Here is a 15,774-nt window from a genome sequence, read left to right as displayed (position 1 = left end):
GCTATTGCTGAAAGAAGCTATCAACTTCAATAGCTTCTTTGCTTTGTGCGCTTAAACGCTGAAAAATACCTTGTTCGCGTAAGCCTTTAAATAAGGGCGCTTGATATACACGATAATCAAGCTGGTAGCCCTGTTCAATGGCTTGCGTTAAATAACGCATCGCTAAATTATAGTCGGCTTTAGCACTGTAAATTTCCGCCAACAACAAGCTTAGCTCGGCTTGTTCACTGCCCTGCTGCTGTTTTGCTTTTAGTTCGGCAATACTTGACTCATCAAGTACGAAAATAGCCGTTAGCTCATTTTTAGTTTCTACCTTTTTAACCAATAAGTTGGCCAGCAGTTTGGCTCTTGAATAGAGCATTTCTGGCGTTAATTCAGCCGCTTGTTGAAATAAGCGCTGAGCAACTTCAATATTTCCCTGAAAGTAAGCGATATCAGCTTGCGTTTGCAGAAAAAGTGCTTGTTGTGTGTTGTTACCTTGCTCTGTTTTAGCCAGTGTTGATGCTTTACGATAATCTTTTTGCGCAATAGCCAACTGCGCTAAATGGTAGGTTGTTAATAAATAGTCGGGTTGTAAACTTAACGCCTTTTGATACCAAGCTTCCGCTAGTTCATAATGTTTAGCGCGCGCTAATGTTAAACCTGTATGCATCATGGCAAGTGCATGTTCAGGCGCTTGCTGCAATATTTTTTTATGCCATTGCAGTGCCGTCGCTAATTCGCCTTGCTCTGAATAAGTAAAGGCAAGATTAATCATAATTTCAATTTCATTAGCTTCTATGGCCAGGCCTCTATGCAAGGTTTTTATGCTCTTGGACAACCAACCAGCAACATAATATGCGGTCCCTAAGGCCTTGTATGCGGCGGCAGAGTTATTGTTATAACTCAGTGCTTGGTAAGCGTTGTCAATTGCTAGTTGCTTGTCATGCTCTTGGCCTGAAAACTGAAAATATTTTTGACTATAAGCCTGACTAAGTGCCGCATACGCAAGAGAAAATCGACTATCTTCATTAATTGCTTTTTGAAAAAATTCTATGGCAATTTCATTATCTTGCTTGCGATATCTATGGTAATAATCTCTGCCGCGAGTGTAAAAGCGCATCGCTTTATTGGCCGAAGTATCAATATTGTCATGAACCTTATTATTAGCAGTAGCCTGCGACGCTTCAGATGTTTTATCAACCAGTAGTAGTTCATCATTGTCATTAACGGCATTCATCAATATTGAGGTTGAAACAATACTAATCAGTGCCACGATAAATACAATTAATCCTAGCAATGAAATGCGTCGCCACAAAGTGCCAAACTGGTTTTCACTAAGACTTGGAAATCTGTCGTTGGCGCTTAAATCTAGCATTACTGAAGGTGGCTTACGAACAACGCATTCGCACTTGACCGCAGGAATCAGCCGGTAACCTCGGCCACGCACTGCTTCAATATAAGTTGGTGCTGAAGCATCATCTCCTAACGATTTTCTTAATAGCTTAACCCGCTGTTTTAAGGTTTCATCACCAATAACTCTATCTGGCCAAACAGCTACCATTAACTCTTCTTGGCTTAATAGTGCCGGAGCCGCTTGTGCTAATGCCACCAATAAGTCGTAACTTAATTTAGGTAAAGTGATCACTTCACCTTGGCGAGTTAATTCACCACGAAGAACATCTAAGTTCAGGTCGTCAATTATGTAACGAGTTGTATTGTTATAATTATCAGGCACTAAGCAAGTATTCAGCATGAAATAGTATCCGTTAATTTATCGGCTTTTCACCAAAGTGCAATGATTCTCTGCATTTATTCACCGCTTTTCACTAAATTAAAGCCTTCTTCACCAAAGCTTCACCAAATCTTTTTGCCTGCTTCACCTTAGCTTCAAGTAGCAAAAAACCAAAAGCGTAAGCTGATATGACAACAAATAAAATTAATACCAATCAAATTAACTAAGGGAGCAGTTTTTAATGAGAATAAATATTTAATAGCAAGGCGCTTGATTGAGCAATAGCAGGCTATTGGGATTGAACGCAACGATGTTATTAGAAATTTAGGCCATTTAAAAAGTTCATTTAGCTAGTTTGGTTGGTATATCAATTAAGGAAGGAATTATGGCTTCAACACAAGCACTACCGGAGTTTGAAAACTTATGGGGGCACCCTAAACCGTTATGGATGTTATTCATGGCAGAATTTTGGGAGCGCTTTGCTTTTTACGGCATTCGCTGGGCCTTAACACTGTACATAGTTGCACAGTTTTTTAATGGTGACGCATCAGGTCAGTCTTTTGCATCAAACACTTATGGTGCATATTTAGCTCTTGTTTATGCCAGCGCTATTTTCGGTGGTTATATTGCTGACAAAGTTATTGGCTCACAACATTCTATATTAGTGGGTGCGGTGATCATGGGCGCAGGTTTATTCTTAATTATGCTGCCCAATGAAACCTTTTTTATGATTGGCTTAGCCACAGTTATTGTTGGTAACGGTTTATTCAAACCTAATATTTCAAACTTAGTCGGTAAAATCTATGCAGTAGATGATCATCGCAGAGACAGTGGCTTTAGTATTTTTTATATGGGCATTAATGCTGGCGCTATGGTTTCGCCAATTATAACCCAATGGCTTGCCAGTACGCTAACCGACACTCCTATGATGGACAACTATAAAGCCGTATTTGGTGCGGCTGGCGTTGGCATGTTGATCAGTTATGTTTGGTTTTATATTGGCCGCCGTCAACTAAAGGGGATTGGCTCAATTGAAAAAACACCGTTAAGGACGAAGAATTTAATTACGGTTATTTTCGGTGCCCTCGCATCAATTATTCCTGTTTATATTTTAATGACTTATGCGGGTGCACAAGTGCTGGCATGGATTCTATTTGTACTCTTTGTTGGTTTAGCCATATTGTTATTAAAACAGGCTAAAGGTGACGGAAAAGTCGCTTTTGAACGCGTTATTGCTTGCTTGATTATGTTTTTGTTCAACGTGATATTTTTTATGTTTTTTGAACAAGCGGGTAGCTCATTTACTTTTTTGGCGCAAAATATTGTTGATAGAAGTATCACTGAAGCCGTTGAATTTAAAATTGCATGGTTTCAGTCAGTTAACTCAGTCGCCATTTTAATATTTGCGCCACTTGTGTCTGCACTTTGGCTGTTTATGCATAAGAGAAAAGTCGAACCGAGTATTCCGCGTAAATTTGCTTTAGGCTTACTCGGCACAGGCTTAGGTTTTTTAGTCTTGATATACGCGCTAGAAAACCTATTGGATGCCAACAATATGATTCCAATTTGGCCATTAGCCGCTTGCTACGTACTACATACTATTGGTGAGTTATGCTTATCACCTATTGGTTTGTCTATGGTTAGTAAGTTAGTACCCGCTTCTCTGGCTGGTTTTGCTTTTGGTGGTTGGTTTTTAAGTACTGCCATTGGCAATAACTTTTCAGGGATATTGGCAGGTTCAATGAGTGGCGAAACCGGTATGACGGTCGCCTCAGCCCTCTCCGGCTTTTCATTTAGCTTTTGGTTACTCACCTTAGGCGGCGCATTTTTATTTATTATTGGACCACAAATAAATAAGTTAATGCACGGTATAAAATAACCGTAAAAGTATCATCGACAAAATGCCATTGTTACTTCTAACAATGGCATTTCAATTTACAACTAGCTTACATAACCTTACGACCACTAAACCTTATCAATACCTAAATCTTATCGATACCTAAATCTTATCGATACCTAAATCTTATCGATACCTAAATCTTATCGATACCTAAATCTTATCGATACCTAAATCTTATCGAGATCGAGAACTTAGCTAACACTTTTGCTGACACAGCAAACATCTTGCCTAAGGTTCTTCCGCCATGTTTTTACTATCAATTAATTCTCGGCTAATTTTCTGTACATGCGTTTCTGAACGACCCTTTGTGCGGGGTTGTTGTGGTTGCTGAACAGCAGCCAAGTTTAAACCTTGCAGTGTTTCTAACATTTTCGCGTCTAACGCCTTATTACTTTGCAATGTTTCAATTAATGGCAAGATAAACGATTCTATATTTTGCGCAAACGTTGCTAGCGTATTGTCGATTAGCGTTGCCTCAAGCGGCGAGTTTTCAACACGCGTATCAAGCTTTTCTGGTTGTTCAATATTGACACTTAATTCAAGATTAGCAACCGTTTCATTTAAACGATTCAGCGCTTCCGATTGTGGCTCTTGCAGCACTTTACCGATTTGATTTAAGCTTTTTTGCAACAACGATACCTGACTAGCAATAGCCGCAACAGGATTGTCGCTATCACCTAAACTTTGATGGCGAACAAAGTCATCTTTTATTTGTTGCCAACGTTCATGTTGTTCACTGGTTTGAGTACCTCTAAGTTCGGCTAATTTTAGTAAATTTTCTTCTGCCCCAACCGTTAACGTTTGCGCTTCACCACGGTAATGATCAGCAATAAGTTGCTCTACTTCTTCTTCGGTCATTACAGGAACAACCTTTTCCGCCATTTTATTCATATTACGATAACTACCTTGGAGCTTAAATGGTGGCTCAGTGCGGTATTTATCGTCTTGTGCAGCAGAAGCGATGTATTGTTCGTTCGCTTTCAATACGGTTTGTTGAATGGCTCGAATACGTTGAATAACCGCCACTATTTCGTTTACTTCAGCTTGAGAGTACCCATGTTTAAGTTCAGTGGTAGCAACTGACTCACCATCGGCAATTTTAACGAGGTTGTACAAGTCGTCCATATCGCGTGTGGCAAGCGGTGCAATATACGAGTTACTGGTTAAACTGTTTTCAATAAAGCTTAAAGAAAACTCATGTTCACGACCACTTAAGGTGTCACCTAAGTTATAAATATCAGCGCGGTTCGCTAGCATATCTGGAATAGTAAATGCTTCACCTGATTCGGTATACGGGTTACCCGCCATAACAACAGCAAACTTTTTACCGCGCATATCATAGGTTTTGCTTTGCCCTTGCCAAACACCGTCAACTTTACGAGAGCCATCACATAGTGAAATAAATTTCTGTAAAAACTCAGGATTAGTATGCTGAATATCATCAAGGTAGAGCATAACGTTATTGCCCATTTCAAAGGCTAAGTTAATTTTTTCCACTTCATTTTTAGCCGTGGAATTGTTGGCTTGCGCAGGATCTAGTGATAACTGATCGTGACCAATTGATGGACAATTAATTTTCACAAAGGTCATGCCCAACTTACTGGCAACATATTCAATTAAGGTTGTTTTACCGTAACCAGGTGGAGAAATAAGTAATAGTAAGCCCATTAAATCTGAACGTTTATTATTGCCCGCTGCACCAATTTGTTTGGCTAAGTTAGTACCAATAATTGGGAAATACACATCGTTAATCAATTTATTACGAACAAAAGATGATAGCGCTTTAGGCTTGAACTCTTCCAGTTTTAAGCGTTTACGTTGCTCTGCTAGCACTTGTTGTTTTTTCTGGTGATATTGATTAAACGCCGGCACATGTTCATTGCTAAAATAGCGAAGCTTGGTAATAAATGCCTGATAATTAATGGCGAGTTTTCTATCGTCAATATTACTGTGTTGGCCGAGTAAGCCTTCAACAATACAGTCGGTATTCGCTGATGAAGTATAAAACTGACATTGTGCTTGAAGTGTCATCATCATTGCAGCTTCAATAATTATATCTTGTTGGCTATCAAGCTGCTGATGGTTTACATACGACTGTAACCAAGCGAGATGTAATTGGTATTTTTGCTCAAGTGTCGCGCAGCCAGTAAGCGCACCAGAAATTTGCTTTTCTAAACTTTTATGTTTCAGCTGGCTTTGTAATTGATAAACTAATTCGGTACTGCTTTCTTTAACAATAAACTTGTCATCTGCTTGTGCCATTTCTTCAAGAAAATAGGACGCTGACAACGTGGTATCGCACGCTAACCATGGTTGAGTTTGTACATATTTTTCTAATGTGCTTGCAAGCTCGGTAACTAACTGAATGCGCAATTCGCTAGCACCAAAGGTTTGCTCCATTAAATATAAATTATGGCAACGATTAATTAAGTCTTGGCGCGCCTCATCAGTTAACTCTGTTGCGAAAAATAATGTCGCTAGCCTTCTTTCTGCTGCTGGATATGCCAGTAAGCCAATTGATTCTCTTAGTGACAATAATTGCGTTAAAATTAACGTTGCATCAGCGTCATGTACACCTTTGTCGTAACCTTCTTGATATCGAGGCTCAGCGGCTTTTTTAACAATATTTTGTAGGTTATTTTCCTTTACTGCTTCGTACAGCGCACTGAGAGCTGTTGGCCCTGCATTTTCGGCCTCGAATAACAGCGAAGCGGCTAAATATTCACCGCGATAAACCGTATCGCTTTCTGACACTAGCTCTTGCTGCCACAAGTATTCCGTATTCGCGAATATTTCAGGGGCTAAGGTTTCAAAGTATTCACTGCCACTTATGTGTACCAACATATTCTCATCACGCGGTAACAACGTAAGTTCTAGTTTTTGACGGTTAACCGAGAATTGATGGTCGCCAATTTTAACCAAACTGCCATCAGCTGAATAAATATCGGTTTTATCGCGTAATGCTCGAACGCCTTGTTCTTTTGCGTTTTTCAGCTGTGCATCAATATCGTCAGCTCTAACATTATCATCAAGTTCACGCAGTTGTTCGATAACCTTTCTAAGCTTTGCCACCATAGGGTCGCCAGCAAAATAGCTATTAAGTTTATCTTGCTCATTAAAGCTTTGGCTACGGCGAATAACGCCTTCAATAATGCGCTCAGCAGCGGTTTTTAAATTCAAGCAGCGGCGTTGTTGTGCATCCATAAGCTGCTGCTTATGTTGTTCAAAGTTGTCGTATACTTCATCTCTTTTAGCGAGAATTTCATTATAAAATTCATCATAATCGCTAAACTGGCTTTCTAAGTCTTCTAATTGGATCAGAATTTGTGAAAGTTGCTGATCACACGATTGCGGCGTATCACTGGCATTTAGGCCACTAGTAACACTTTGCCCGAGTAATTTAAAACGCGCGCCAAATTCAGCTCTCGCTTCATCACTGCCGACATTTTTTGCGGCAAGTTCTGCCCCCGCTTTTACGCGGTTTATTTGGCTAAATACTGCGGAAATATCTTCTAAAATTCGGGTTCTTTGTCGGCTATCTTCTATTTCTAGCGAAAGCATGGTGCGATTAAGTAATTCCAGCCCTTGCACAAGCTCTTCAATTGCTAGTCTAATAGGTTTTAACGCACTAATTGACTCACTTGCTGCAACCGATGCTTCTATTTCAGCAATGGTATTTTGATAGGGTGTTAAAGCGTCATCTTGTTGTAAAAAGTCAGCGGTTGCTTGGCTTAACGCTTGAGTTAGCTCAGTTAAGCTAGCATCCATGGCGTCAATTTCTTCAACATCAATATAACGTAATTCTTTATGGGAAATTAGCTCACCTTTAAATTGTGCGAGCTCTGTTAGGTTGTCAATGTACTGCTTTGCTGTGTCGAAATTTGGATTTTGTAATTGCTGAGTAAATGCTTCTAATTTGTTGTTGGCTGATAACATAACAGCGTCAGAATTAGCTTTTATGCTAGTCACTTTTTCAAATTCATCTAACACTAATTCAGATGTTGTTACTACTTGCTGTAACAATTCATTCAAGGCCGTTAGCTGACTGTCAGCAAGCCAGTGATACTTATCAAAAAGCTGTTTTGATTCTTTCACTAAGTCATTAAAGTGCTGTGCGCTTGGCTGTTTGACGGTAATTAATTTAATAACGCCGTATAAATCAGACACACCGCGAACCAATTCTGGGTTGCCTATTTTACCAAAAAAGCTGTTATCGCTTGGTCGGTTGCTGGCAAATTCTTCACTGCAAAATGGCGTTTGCCACACTTGCATGGCATGCACTCTTGACGGTTCACTTTCCGCGCTAAACACAACCACACGACCGTCGTTATATAAACTTTGCCCGTGGCCATAAATTGGGTTTTGCAAGGTTCTGGTGATCAGATTGTAGCCAAACAAGGCGTATTGCCCTTCATTTGGCTCGTAAAATATATAAAGGAAATCTTCACCATTAGGTGATTTAACCACGCGATGTAACTGTAAGTTTTGTGCATCGTCGTCAAAACTTTTATGTTCGCCATTTTGCAGGTAATAACCGCCTGGGAAAATAATGCCGTGATCTTCGGGCAATTGCACACAAGTATGAGCGATGGCATCTTGTCGTAAGACTTGCTGCGTTTTGCAGTTGAAAATTAAATGACGTGTTTGCTCTTCACGGTAGGGTTTTATTTTAAGTAAAATTAACTCACCTACTTTCGCGTATTGAATATCAGCATCATCCAGTGATTGATGCTCGTCATCAACCGGCTCAGAATAAATGCCTTGCCCTTCTTCGGTATTGTTTTCTACTTTTAGCGTTAAAGAACCGCCTGTGGCTTCAACAAAAAGTGTATCGAATAAATTAAAGTGTGGGTGCTTGCCTTGCTCTTGCTGCTCGCGCGATACTTTTTGCCATTCAAAATCAAAATTGTCAGGTTGCTTAATATCTCGTTCACCGCGATTATCGATATAGGTGACTTGTTGGTTTGCATCAATTCCCCAACGAAACACACGAATATCATCTAAGCGTTCACCAATTTGAAATATCGCAAAAACTTTACTGCCTTGGCGATAGACATGCGCTAAAAACGTTTTTTTGTAGTAGGTATATAGTTCGTCAAAGTCTCTAACAAAGTCAGGACTTTCGAGAAAGCTGCCAGTAATAGGTATATCAACAATTTCAACTTCACCGTTGTTGTCTTTAAGTTGATGCAAACTAAAAACATCAGCAACCGTGATATTCCGTTTCAGGCCAAGAAATACGTTGTAACCAAAAAGCAACGTGTCGCCAATAGCGGCAATGTCGCGAGCGACGCAATTGTGCTCTGTACGTACACGAACACGAGCGTCAACTTTCATTTCAGTAGAGCCAAAGGTTGCGATACGTTCGTCGTTTAGTTGTTTGATTTGGGTACTTAAATCACTACCTAATGCTGATAGTCGACGCTGAATAAGTTCGTATGAACCGCCTTCAGCAACCGCTTGATTAGTACTACTTTCCTTATCTGCCATGCAAAACTCCATGAAACTGGCACGCAGCCCATTCAAGTGAATGGCTGCGTATTAACTACTACTTATTTTACTTTTCAAGATAACTAACTGGCGTTATTTTGCCGTCGACGAACTTTGGCTGCCTAAGTTTAATAAACTTGCCAAAGCCCCTTTTTGGCTTTCGTCAGCATTGTTTAAAGTTGAAAGAAGTTTCGCCATATTAAAGTTTTTCATGGTTTCACTGGTTTGCGAAGCGCCAGCAAGCACACCGCCTAAATCGTCCATAATATTCCGATCACCCGCTAAATGATCTTTAAATAGCTTTTGTACCGTGTCACTTTCATTAACTAAACCATCAATAGATTTACCGACAGTGATAGACTTCATAAATTGATTTAGGAACTCACCGTCACCACCCATAATATTAATGTTGGCTTCACTAAGGGCTGTTGCTAGTACATCTGCTTGTTTTTCAGCTAAATCAACACTGTTATCTAACTTAGCTAAAGTTAATTCACGTTCTTGATTCAAACGTAAACCAAAAGTTTCAAACTCACGAGCTTGCTCAGACATTGCATTCAGTACATCTTGTTTTTCACGTAAGCCGGTTGCTTCTGCTAAGGCTTTTTCTTCTATACCTTTTGCTTCAGCCGTGAGTTTAAGCTCTAGGGCTTTCGCTTCAGCTTCGCCTTGCCTTTCATGAGCTTCAGCTTGAGCAAGCGTTACTTGTGCTTCGGCTAAGCCTTTTGAAGCAACTTCGGCTTGTTCACCTTCTGCCAAAATTTTCTTAGACTCAGCTTGTTTACTGGCCGCTTTTAATTCAGCGTCAGCAATGGTTTGCATTTTTCTTGCGATATGTTCTGCGGCTTGCTCTTGCGCTTTTGCTGATTCGATATCTTTAACCAGTGCTTCTTCAGCTTCACCTTTCGCCTTGATTACTAGCTCATCTTTTTGACGGTTCGCTTCTGAAACGACACGTAAATCTTTAATGCGCTCTTCTTCTTCAGCGACATTTTTCTCTACAGCAATGCGCTCACGCTGCACTTCTGCAATATTCTTACGTTCAACTTCTAGTGCTTTTTCTTTGTCGATACGAAGTGTTTCCACTTCCTTTTGACGATCTATTTCTTCAATTTGTCGGGCGCGAGTGACTTTTTCTTCTTCAATCGCTACTGCTCTAAAACGGTTTTGTTGAGCAATTTCCGCTTCGCGCTGTTTGTTTTCTTCGGCAACGGCAACAACTTGCTCAGTTTCAATTCGCGCTTGTTCTGATTTGCAACGTTCTTCTTCTACAATTTTTGCTGTTTCTGCTTCTTCACGCGCTTTAACTGACGATATTTCACGTTCTTGTTTTGCTTTCGAGTCTGCTAATTGTCGCTCAAGTTCTAAGCGCTTTTCTTCTGCTTCAATATCTTGACGTTTAATACGAATTTCTTCTTGACGTTTTAGGTCGTTTGTTTCAACACTTTGCTTTGCTGTTAATTCTGTAATACGACGAATACCTTCTGCATCCATAATGTTATTTGGATCTAAATCATTGATAGAAGTCTGCTCTAGAAAATCAATCGCCACATCTTCTAACACATAACCCGATAAGTCTTGACCTATAACTTCTTTAATTTTATCTCTAAAAATATCTCTTTGGGTAAACAACTCAGTGAAATTTAACTGCTTACCAACAGTTTTCAATGCTTCTGAAAATTTAGCTTCAAACAACTCTTGCAGTGTTTCAGGATAAGAAGAACGATCACACCCCACTTGTTTAGCAACGCGCAGAATATCCTCTTTAGTTTCATTAACGCGAATATAAAAGGTAATAATGATGTCGGCGCGAATGTTATCTTGACAGATAAGTCCTGAACGACCTTTACGCTCAAGCATCATACGTTTTGTGGAAATATCCATAATTTCTTTTTTATGAATTACAGGAATAACCATGCCGCCCGTTGTGCTAATTTCAGGCTCCGCACGCAATTTATTTATAATTAATGCTTGGCCTTGTTCAACTTTGTTGTAGAACTTGGCAATCATAATTAATAGTGAAAAGACGAAAAGTACGCCAATTCCAATAGCTAGATAAAGTGGTTCCATTACCATGTGTTTTTCCTCTTTTTAAAACAACAGCCACGTTGGCGTGGCCAAATAAAATGTGAATAATTATTGTGAATTAAGCTGTGTATGGCGCAACAATGTATGCGTGATTTTCTTGAACATATTCAATAATCAAAACCTTATCACCCATTTTTAATGAGTGCTCTGCCGAGCAGCGAACATCAAGTAATATTTCAGCGCCGTCGTTAAAAATACGAGCTTGCCCGAAGGTTTCGCTGACAGTTCCGGTTGCAATAGCAGCTTCTTTACCAACAAATTGCTCACTAGTTGCTGTTTCAACGCTATTAAACATGCCTTTTAGTGGGCGAATAATTATGGCTGTGATCGGCAGTGAAATTAAAAAGATAACAAAGCTGCTTAAAGCTCCCATAAGATAATAAAGCCAACCGTCTGGTAACCATGTCAGTAGATAAAACTGAGCATAAAAACTGATTAACCAACACACTAATGTAATGATGCTGATAACAAGGGTAAATGGCACCCCCGTTAAACCAAAAGTAAGCATTAAGCCCGTAAGCCCGCCCACTGAAATATCGACATCGCTGTCAACGTCAAGATCAGTATCACCTGAAAAGTCCAAGTCAATTAGCCCTAACATTCCAACAAGCCAATAGACCACTACGACACCAAGCAATGTAGAATAAATTGCGGTAGGAAATTGCGATGCAACTGAGAGTAGTTGTTCCATGTTCATCCTTAAACAAATAACCCGTAAAGGCTATTTCGATATTTATTATTTTTCTATAATCACTATACGCCTTTGACATAATATGTCAAAGGCGTATAGTGATTAACAACTTTATAACAGTGAAATTATCACGAATACTACTAAAAATCATTAAATTATACTGAGACATTTAACTGATTTTATTAAGCAGTCGTAGTGTGATACTTTTAGAAAATAACAACGATTATAATTGATAACATAAGGACATATGCTGATGCGCTGTACTAGCTGTAAACAAGGAGAGTTAACTCCTACATTTATCGAAGGGCAATTTAGAGCTCATGTTTGTTCGCACTGCCAAGGCAATTGGATATTGATAGAAGACTACGTTGCTTGGAAGGAAAGAAACCCTCAATTTACCTTCTCTGAGGATCTATATTGTGAAGTGGATGACACAAAACAAGCCATTTTATGCCCCGTTACTGGTGCTATTATGCGTAAATTACGCTTATCGACTTCAACTGAACATCGAGTAGATTATAGTGCGAGTGTTGGCGGTGTTTGGTTAGATAAAGGAGAATGGGAATTATTGAAAAGTGAAGGCTTAGCAGGTTCTTTAAATGCGGTTCTAACGGCTCATTGGCAGCGAAATATTCGTATTAGTAACACCAAAGATAACTTTTCTGAAATATATCAAGATAAGTTTGGTGAAGACACCTATGAAAAAGTGAAAGAGCTGCGCAGCTGGTTATATCAACAACCAAACAAAGCGGATTTACGAGCGTATATCTTAGCCGAAGATCCATACTCTGCTGAAAAATAATAATAAAAAAGGACAGAAAAAATGAAAGGTGCTGGTGGAACTTCAGGTGGATTTGGTCAATTCTTTATCGGCTTAATCATGATGTGTGGCGGCTTTTATATGCTGCTAAATGCGATTACTGTCACGTCTAGTTTTGGCATGGGAATGCGCATGTATGGTTTTTCTGCAATGGGCAATAATTTTAATATTACCAGCGGCATGATAATGATCCCATTCATGTTCGGTGTTGGGCTCATTTTTTACAACAGTATAAATATCTTGGGTTGGATATTGTCGATTGGCTCAATTGCTGGCTTAATATTTGGCGTGATCTCCTCCATTCAGTTTTCGTTTAGAACCATGACGTCATTTGATCTTATTGTAATATTGGTGCTAGCAATAGGTGGACTTGGCTTATTTTTACGCTCACTAAAAGCATTAGACGAAAAATTGCCAGACGCTTAATACAATGAATATCTAGCGATTGAAATTGCTTAATCGCTAGATGAACATGCAAAAGTTAATGTAAAACATCTTCTCTCCTTCTAGAATTAGTAAATACTACCCAAGACTATTATTTCATCACCTGCATTAGCGTCAACAGCTCAATGAGCAATATTAAACTAGGGATAATAAATAGCAAAAAACGCCAAATTCGAGTGTAATTAGCGAGTAATACCATAGTTAATAAAAATGTCGGTATTGGCATAAAGGCCACAATACCTGCTTGCCAAAAGCCAAAGAGAAAATTACTTATAACGGGAAAGGCAATGACCAGTAGCAAAGCAACTAAATGTAGCGAATGCTGATGAGTGTTGTTAGAAAAACTATACTTTTTAGAGCCGCAAATATTAAGCAAAAGCATCACCACTTGCAGTAAACAAGCATACCCAATGAATACCGAAAAGGTATTGATTTCAGCATATTTTTCTAGATAAAAAAAACAAGCCAATATAAGCCATATTAGAATTAAAAATAATGACAAAAACACTTGCTTGCGATACTTCATTGATATTGCTAGAAACAATAAGCTAGAAATTTCTATAGCTAACGGCCACCATGCTAGGCTATTAAGGTGTGATTGAATTAATCGCCAATAAACTTCTGATGAAAAAAGTAAAAAATCGTCCAATGAATAGCTGAATACTTCCGCCATTATAAACTCTGGAAATATTCAATCATTTGATTGCGGTTTGTTGTCGACGGTAGTGCTACGTTATTAATAGCCCCCATGTTCTCGATCATATGAGGGACTTGGCTTGTTGCTGGTATTGCACAAGTTATCGCGGAATGCGACACAATGAACCTAAGAAAATACTGCGGCCAATTATATATTCCCATGCTGCTTGCCCAAGGTGGCAGTGGATGTTGCTTAACGTGCGATATCAAGTTTCCTCTCTGAAAAGGTCGATTAGCAATAACACCAACCCCCTGTTCTTGGGCTAAGGGTAACAACCTGTTTTCTGCACTTCGATCGACAATATTATAAGTAAGTTGAACAAAGTCGATTTTTTGGCTTTTCAGTATCTTTTCCAGCTCAGCATGTCGTCTGCCATGAGAGGTAGTTACCCCTATGTAGCGAATAAGCTTTTCTTGTTTTAATTCTTGCAAATATGCTAAATGATTTTGCCAAGACACTAAATTATGCACTTGTAGTAAATCAATTTGTTTTTGCTGCCAAAGTTTTAACGAGTCGCTAAATTGATGCTTTGCCGTTGTCGAAGAACTGGTCCAGGTTTTTGTGGCAGAAAATAATTTTTGATCATTGTTTATATTTTCTAGACAGTGACCAAGCACCTGCTCAGAAGAGGCATACATAGGTGAAGAGTCTATCATTTGGCCGCCAAGCTCAAAAAAAGTTTTTAATACTTTACTACGCTGTTCTCGTAAAAAATGGTCATTGCCGACATTAAATGTGATCCAAGTTCCCATGCCAATAGGAAAAATCTTCTCTTGTGAGCTAGGAATTGTTGCAAGAGGTAGATTTTCTTTACTCGCTGCCCATAAGGCATCTGTTTTTAAGCCTAAGCTAAGCCCAGCAAGGGGAATAAACTTTATTAAATTTCGCTTTGCTTTATCCATATTTATCATAACACTCATTGACCGTACACAATTGAATGTATGTAAGCTTTTTAATTCTCGCCAATTTAATACGCTACTTTGCGTTAATCAGTCAGCATTCTGCGATAGATTTATTGAGGTATGTTTAAATGTTTCTTACCAGCATCTTATTTGTACAGTTAAAGTAACGCACTTAATTACTGTACATCCTCAACCTCAATTATTTTCAATAAATTAACTAGCAACAAAAAATTACTAAAAAGTTACCTATATCATCTTTGCAACCGACCTAACGGTCGGTTAAACTTAAATCAATAGTTGTACTAGTTATTGAGATTGCAATATGAGAGATGCGGAGCAAACCCGGCAAAAAATACTAGAAATTAGCGCTGACGAGATTCATAAAAATGGCTTCACGGCGACAAGCTTATCTTGTATTTTAAAACGGTGCGAAATCTCAAAAGGTGCTCTATATCACCACTTTTCAAATAAAATGGAATTAGGCTATGCCGTGTTTGAAGAAGTTTACGCACCAGCCTTTATTGCCCTATGGCAGCCTCCTGTTGAGTCGGTAGATCCAATACAAGGGTTATGTGATTTCTTCAGTTCTATGTCAAAAGAAATGAGTTGTGATGAAGTGGTATGCGGCTGCCCATTAAATAACCTTTGCCAAGAAATGTCAGGAGTTGATGAAGGCTTTCGTATTCGTATACTGGCAATGCAGCAACAGTTAAATTTGCTGATATCAACCAATTTATTACGTGTTAGCGATAAACTAAAACCAGAACTCGATTTTAGCCAAATAGCATATTTTATCGTTTCAACATTTCATGGCTCATCGAGCTTAAGTAAAAGTTCTTTGAACAAAGAGCTTTTTGATAAAGTAATAAAGGAACTTTGCCGTTATCTCCATGGTTTAAAAAAGTAGTCACAAATAAACTCTGTTTTGATATCGGGTAACAATTCTTAACACTTTATCATCTATTATAGCGCTAAAAGCGATTTACAAACCGAGCGGTCGGTATGTATAATTCTGTTATTCTAATTAT

10 protein-coding genes are annotated in these 15,774 nt (G+C 38.9%); 4 read left to right on the top strand and 6 right to left on the bottom strand.

Annotated elements, in window-relative coordinates; all coding sequences use genetic code 11:
* Position 1 precedes the first annotated feature (1 nt).
* The gene (locus AC27HL_RS04675; protein WP_487079304.1) at positions 2 to 1,735 is read right to left on the bottom strand and encodes a winged helix-turn-helix domain-containing protein; all 1,734 of its coding nucleotides are present in this window, start codon (positions 1,733 to 1,735) and stop codon (positions 2 to 4) included.
* Positions 1,736 to 2,099: 364 nt separating this feature from the next.
* On the opposite strand from AC27HL_RS04675, the gene AC27HL_RS04670 reads away from it, so the two are divergent.
* Positions 2,100 to 3,593 carry a peptide MFS transporter gene (locus tag AC27HL_RS04670; RefSeq protein WP_487079302.1) on the top strand — a complete coding sequence of 498 codons (1,494 nt, stop codon included), beginning with the start codon at positions 2,100 to 2,102 and terminating at the stop codon, positions 3,591 to 3,593.
* A 249-nt stretch (positions 3,594 to 3,842) separates the two neighbouring features.
* On the opposite strand, the gene AC27HL_RS04665 is transcribed toward AC27HL_RS04670, so the two are convergent.
* From AC27HL_RS04665 to AC27HL_RS04655, 3 genes are all read right to left on the bottom strand, one after another.
* The gene (locus AC27HL_RS04665; protein ID WP_487079300.1) at positions 3,843 to 9,104 is read right to left on the bottom strand and encodes a DNA repair ATPase; all 5,262 of its coding nucleotides are present in this window, start codon (positions 9,102 to 9,104) and stop codon (positions 3,843 to 3,845) included.
* 93 nt (positions 9,105 to 9,197) lie between these two features.
* The gene (locus tag AC27HL_RS04660; protein ID WP_487079298.1) at positions 9,198 to 11,180 is read right to left on the bottom strand and encodes a flotillin family protein; all 1,983 of its coding nucleotides are present in this window, start codon (positions 11,178 to 11,180) and stop codon (positions 9,198 to 9,200) included.
* Positions 11,181 to 11,250: 70 nt separating this feature from the next.
* Entirely contained in the window at positions 11,251 to 11,883 is a 633-nt protein-coding gene (locus tag AC27HL_RS04655) for a hypothetical protein (protein WP_487079296.1), read from the bottom strand.
* A gap of 253 nt (positions 11,884 to 12,136) precedes the next feature.
* Between AC27HL_RS04655 and AC27HL_RS04650 the strand changes: the two genes are divergently transcribed.
* On the top strand, positions 12,137 to 12,685 hold the full coding sequence (locus AC27HL_RS04650) for a zf-TFIIB domain-containing protein (protein ID WP_487079294.1): 549 nt from the start codon (positions 12,137 to 12,139) through the stop codon (positions 12,683 to 12,685).
* A gap of 21 nt (positions 12,686 to 12,706) precedes the next feature.
* Positions 12,707 to 13,129: a hypothetical protein gene (locus tag AC27HL_RS04645; protein WP_487079292.1), complete on the top strand. Its 423-nt coding sequence runs from the start codon at positions 12,707 to 12,709 to the stop codon at positions 13,127 to 13,129.
* 109 nt (positions 13,130 to 13,238) lie between these two features.
* Here the strand turns inward: AC27HL_RS04645 and AC27HL_RS04640 are convergent, their stop codons facing one another.
* Both AC27HL_RS04640 and AC27HL_RS04635 read right to left on the bottom strand, forming a co-directional pair.
* Positions 13,239 to 13,820 carry a hypothetical protein gene (locus AC27HL_RS04640; protein ID WP_487079290.1) on the bottom strand — a complete coding sequence of 194 codons (582 nt, stop codon included), beginning with the start codon at positions 13,818 to 13,820 and terminating at the stop codon, positions 13,239 to 13,241.
* A complete protein-coding gene (locus AC27HL_RS04635; protein WP_487079288.1) occupies positions 13,820 to 14,746 on the bottom strand; it encodes an aldo/keto reductase in 927 nt (308 codons plus the stop codon). The genes AC27HL_RS04640 and AC27HL_RS04635 overlap by 1 nt, the downstream gene beginning before the upstream one ends.
* Before the next feature lie 322 nt (positions 14,747 to 15,068).
* On the opposite strand from AC27HL_RS04635, the gene AC27HL_RS04630 reads away from it, so the two are divergent.
* Positions 15,069 to 15,653: a TetR/AcrR family transcriptional regulator gene (locus tag AC27HL_RS04630; protein WP_487079286.1), complete on the top strand. Its 585-nt coding sequence runs from the start codon at positions 15,069 to 15,071 to the stop codon at positions 15,651 to 15,653.
* Positions 15,654 to 15,774 lie beyond the last annotated feature (121 nt).

It is taken from the genome of Colwellia aquaemaris (genome assembly GCF_057548755.1).
The sequence above is the reverse complement of the archived record's forward strand: the minus strand, read 5'-3'. Positions and strand labels throughout refer to the sequence as shown.

Bases quoted from the DNA above. Each gene is read 5' to 3' on its own strand.
- AC27HL_RS04635 (WP_487079288.1), bottom strand. From the start codon at position 14,746: ATGGATAAAGCAAAGCGAAATTTAATAAAGTTTATTCCCCTTGCTGGG.
- AC27HL_RS04670 (WP_487079302.1), top strand. From the start codon at position 2,100: ATGGCTTCAACACAAGCACTACCGGAGTTTGAAAACTTATGGGGGCAC.
- AC27HL_RS04665 (WP_487079300.1), bottom strand. From the start codon at position 9,104: ATGGCAGATAAGGAAAGTAGTACTAATCAAGCGGTTGCTGAAGGCGGT.
- AC27HL_RS04655 (WP_487079296.1), bottom strand. From the start codon at position 11,883: ATGGAACAACTACTCTCAGTTGCATCGCAATTTCCTACCGCAATTTAT.
- AC27HL_RS04645 (WP_487079292.1), top strand. From the start codon at position 12,707: ATGAAAGGTGCTGGTGGAACTTCAGGTGGATTTGGTCAATTCTTTATC.
- AC27HL_RS04675 (WP_487079304.1), bottom strand. From the start codon at position 1,735: ATGCTGAATACTTGCTTAGTGCCTGATAATTATAACAATACAACTCGT.
- AC27HL_RS04630 (WP_487079286.1), top strand. From the start codon at position 15,069: ATGAGAGATGCGGAGCAAACCCGGCAAAAAATACTAGAAATTAGCGCT.
- AC27HL_RS04660 (WP_487079298.1), bottom strand. From the start codon at position 11,180: ATGGTAATGGAACCACTTTATCTAGCTATTGGAATTGGCGTACTTTTC.
- AC27HL_RS04640 (WP_487079290.1), bottom strand. From the start codon at position 13,820: ATGGCGGAAGTATTCAGCTATTCATTGGACGATTTTTTACTTTTTTCA.
- AC27HL_RS04650 (WP_487079294.1), top strand. From the start codon at position 12,137: ATGCGCTGTACTAGCTGTAAACAAGGAGAGTTAACTCCTACATTTATC.